1 protein-coding gene is annotated in these 618 nt (G+C 33.3%); it reads right to left on the bottom strand.

Features of this window, described 5'->3' with window-relative positions:
- Window positions 1–228: 228 nt before the first annotated feature.
- Window positions 229–435 carry a hypothetical protein gene (locus QL995_RS21660; protein WP_290295083.1) on the bottom strand — a complete coding sequence of 69 codons (207 nt, stop codon included), beginning with the start codon at window positions 433–435 and terminating at the stop codon, window positions 229–231.
- Between the last annotated feature and the right edge of the window lie 183 nt (window positions 436–618).

Raw genomic sequence — 618 nt, forward strand, 5'->3', positions numbered from 1 at the left:
TACTTTCCTGGTGCTATTTCCATTGCATAAGCATCAAAACTTGGCACTTCTTTATAGGAAGAGCACGAAGATAGAAAAACAATAATTAAGACTACGAAAGTTTGACGCATATTCCCTGCTTGCTAACGCCCTATTAACAGGCAAAAAATTGTTTGCTAAAATGTTGAGGAACGAAAACAGCAAACTGTTTTTTGTCCTTGTTTAATAGCTTGTTAGCAGCGCTGTATGCTACTCACCGTTTATTTCATTATTGCGTTTGGCGCGCCATTTATCAAATTCCTCTTGAACAGACGAGCCTGATTTTGCAGCATAAAATCTAGCAGCTGATACCATTATTAAAATAAAACCAATACCAACGTTGAGAATAGATTTTTCAACAATACCTAAATAGAAAAGAAATATAGCCACAATAGCTAAGAAAATTTGAGAGAACATGAAAATCCTTTTAATGCATTGATGCAGGTTGATAAAATTCTAATGATTTAAGCCTGCTAACGAGCCTGTAGATTAACTCGTTTTTAAATTTGTTTTTATTGATAAACAAACCATAGCTGAGTTCCTATTTTGGTTCAATTAATTACTGTATTTTTACGCAGAATATTGAAGTGTTTGATATTG

It is taken from the genome of Pseudoalteromonas sp. APC 3358, assembly GCF_030408075.1.
GTDB classification, from domain to species: domain Bacteria; phylum Pseudomonadota; class Gammaproteobacteria; order Enterobacterales; family Alteromonadaceae; genus Pseudoalteromonas; species Pseudoalteromonas arctica.